The following is a 3,359-nucleotide window of genomic DNA, read 5'->3' as shown; positions in this document are numbered from 1 at the left end:
CCATGTACGCAGCGAGCCGTGAGGCCTTGACGCAGACCCGTGCTGCGTTGTCTTCGGCCTTGGGATCCGTCTCTGCCGGAGCAGCCACAGCGGCCGCGGCCCAGATCGGGGCCGAGCTGTTCTCGGTCGTCGAGATCCTGGACGAGCAGCGCACTCTCCGGAGTGCTCTGTCGGACACCTCGACGCCCGGGAACGTTCGCGAAGGTCTGGCCGAGCAGGTATTCGGTGGCAAGGTCTCGGCCGAGACCCTCGCCGTCCTGAAGGCGGCGGTGGGCCAGGACTGGTCCGTCACCTCCGACCTGCTCAACTCGCTGGTGCTCGTCGGTCGGGAAGCGCTGCTGAAGGCAGCGGCCGATCAGGGACAGCTCGACGCTGTCGAGGACGAGCTCTTCCGCCTCGGGCGCATCGTTGCCGGTGACCCGAAGCTCGAGCAGTCACTGTCCGACCGTTCCGTGCCGGCGAAGAGGAAGCGTGAACTGCTCTCCAAGCTGCTGTACGGCAAGGTCACCGCTGTCGCCGAGGCGCTGGCGACCCAGGCAGTGGGCCGGTTGAAGAACTCCGCACCCGCGGACGCCTTCGACGAACTGTCGAATCTGGCAGCAGCACAGCGGGAAGCAGTTGTCGCCAAGGTGCGCAGCTCTGCTCCGCTGTCCAGTGAGCAGTCGGATCGGCTGACCGCCACCCTCACCCGTACCTACGGGAAGCCGGTGACGGTTCACGTGGAGGTCGATCCTGAGCTCCTCAGCGGCTTGGTCGTCCGGGTGGGCGACGAGGTGATCGACGGCAGCGGCGCGGGACGTCTCGCAGCGTTGCGGAAGTCCCTCAAGTAGTCCGCAACCGAACCCCATACCCCAGATCTTTTCGAAGACCAGACACCGAGAGCAGGAAAAACATGGCGGAGCTGACGATCTCCTCCGACGAGATCCGTAGTGCGATCGAGAACTACACCGCGAGCTACTCCCCGGAGGCCTCCCGCGAAGAGGTCGGCCTTGTGACCGACACCAGCGACGGCATCGCGCACGTCAGTGGCCTGCCTTCGGCGATGGCCAACGAACTGCTGGAGTTCCCCGGCGGAATTCTGGGTGTCGCGCTCAACCTGGATGCCACCGAGATCGGTGCCGTCATCCTGGGCGATTACGAGAACATCCAGGAAGGCCAGGAAGTCAAGCGGACCGGCGACGTGCTGTCGGTACCCGTCGGCGACGCCTTCCTCGGCCGCGTCATCAACCCGCTCGGCCAGCCGATCGACGGCCTGGGCGAGATCGAGAGCAACGAGACCCGCGCCCTCGAACTGCAGGCTGCCTCGGTCCTCGAGCGTCAGCCCGTCGAGGAGCCGCTGCAGACCGGCATCAAGGCCATCGACGCGATGACCCCGATCGGCCGCGGACAGCGTCAGCTCGTCATCGGCGACCGTAAGACGGGCAAGACCGCCGTCTGCATCGACGCGATCCTGAACCAGAAGGCCAACTGGGAGACCGGCGACGAGAAGCAGCAGGTTCGCTGCATCTACGTCGCGATCGGCCAGAAGGGCTCCACCATCGCGGGTGTCAAGGCTGCCCTCGAGGAGCAGGGCGCGATGGAGTACACCACCATCGTCGCCGCCCCGGCCTCCGACTCCGCCGGTTTCAAGTGGCTCGCGCCCTACACCGGCTCCGCCATCGGCCAGCACTGGATGTACCAGGGTAAGCACGTCCTGGTCGTGTTCGACGACCTGACCAAGCAGGCCGAGGCGTACCGCGCCATCTCGCTGCTGCTGCGTCGCCCGCCGGGACGTGAGGCATACCCCGGTGACGTCTTCTACCTGCACTCCCGCCTGCTGGAGCGTTCGGCCAAGCTGTCCGACGCCCTGGGTGGAGGCTCGCTGACCGCGCTGCCGATCATCGAGACCAAGGCCAACGACGTCTCGGCCTACATCCCGACCAACGTCATCTCCATCACCGACGGTCAGGTGTTCCTCGAGTCGGACCTGTTCAACAAGGGTGTCCGCCCCGCCATCAACGTCGGCATCTCGGTGTCCCGAGTCGGTGGCGCCGCGCAGACCAAGGGCATGAAGAAGGTCTCCGGTTCGCTGCGTCTGGAGCTGGCTCAGTTCCGTGAGCTCGAGGCGTTCTCAGCCTTCGCCTCCGACCTGGACGCCGCCTCGAAGGCACAGCTCGAGCGTGGTGCCCGCCTGGTGGAGCTGCTCAAGCAGGATCAGTACAGCCCGATCCCCGTCGAAGACCAGATCGTGTCGATCTACCTCGCCGGCGAAGGTGTCTTCGACAGCGTGCCGGTCGGCGACGTCCGCCGCTTCGAGGCCGAACTGCTCGACGAGCTGCACCGCACCGCCTCCGGCGTGTACGAGAGCATCAAGGGCGGCAAGGCCCTCGACGCCGACAACGCCAAGGCGCTGGTCGAGGCCACCGACAAGTTCAAGGAAACCTTCATCGCGTCCGACGGAAGCCGGGTCGTGAACGAGGCCGAGGCCGAAGCTCTGGACGCCGGCGAGGTCGGCCACGAGCAGATCAACGTCAAGCGCACCACCGTCAGCAAGTGAGCGGCCTGCCCATGATGCTGCGAAACATGAAGGGAGAGTGATCGATCGATGGCAAGCATTCTCGAACTGAGGTCTCGCATCAAGTCGGTCAACTCGACCAAGAAGATCACCAAGGCCCAGGAACTGATCGCGACCTCGCGCATCACGAAGGCACAGTCGCGCGTCGCCGCGGCGAAGCCGTACGCCGAAGAGATCACGAAGGTTCTGTCGGAGCTGGCGAGCGCGTCGGCTTCGCTGGACCACCCGTTGCTGAACGAGCGCACCGATCCCAAGCGGGCCGCGGTTCTGGTCGTCACCAGCGACCGCGGTATGTGCGGCGGTTACAACTCCAACGTCCTCAAGGAGGCCGAGGAGCTGTTCCAGCTGCTGCGCAGCGAGGGTAAGGATCCGGTCATCTACGTGCTCGGATCCAAGGGTCTGGGGTACTACACGTTCCGTGGCCGCGACTTGGGAGGTGCGTGGACCGGGTTCTCCCAGGATCCGGGCTACTCCGACGCCGCCAAGGCGAGCCGGCACCTGGTCGACCTGTTCATGGCCGGATCCGGCTCGGAGGTTCCCGCGCCGAACGGTGAGGGCACCGTCGAAGGCGTCGACGAGCTGCACATCGTCTACACCCGCTTCGTGTCGATGCTGACCCAGTCTCCCGAGGTTCGCCGGATGGCTCCCCTCGAGGTGATGGTCTCCGAGGAGCGCGTCGAACTCGGCGAAGACATGCTGTCGAACTGTCACGGGTCCAGCGACTCGGAGCCGGTCGCCGGATTCAACTTCGAGCCGGAACCCGACAAGTTGCTCGGCGCCCTGCTGCCGAAGTACATCAGCACCC

The 3,359-nt window shown here is 65.7% G+C and carries 3 protein-coding genes; all 3 read left to right on the top strand.

Annotated elements, in window-relative coordinates; translation table 11 throughout:
* Positions 1-2 precede the first annotated feature (2 nt).
* Positions 3-830: a F0F1 ATP synthase subunit delta gene (locus tag AC1D1G_RS43340; RefSeq protein ID WP_198602282.1), complete on the top strand. Its 828-nt coding sequence runs from the start codon at positions 3-5 to the stop codon at positions 828-830.
* Positions 831-892: 62 nt separating this feature from the next.
* A complete protein-coding gene (gene atpA / locus AC1D1G_RS43335) occupies positions 893-2,536 on the top strand; it encodes a F0F1 ATP synthase subunit alpha (RefSeq protein ID WP_005252958.1) in 1,644 nt (547 codons plus the stop codon).
* 48 nt (positions 2,537-2,584) lie between these two features.
* Positions 2,585-3,359 (top strand): F0F1 ATP synthase subunit gamma (locus AC1D1G_RS43330; protein WP_477956723.1); only part of this gene is annotated, 775 nt, incomplete at its 3' end.

The sequence above is a fragment of the Rhodococcus sp. P3_B8 genome (assembly GCF_056402775.1).
Note: the sequence above shows the minus strand (reverse complement) of the source record. Positions and strands in the feature narration are given on the sequence as shown.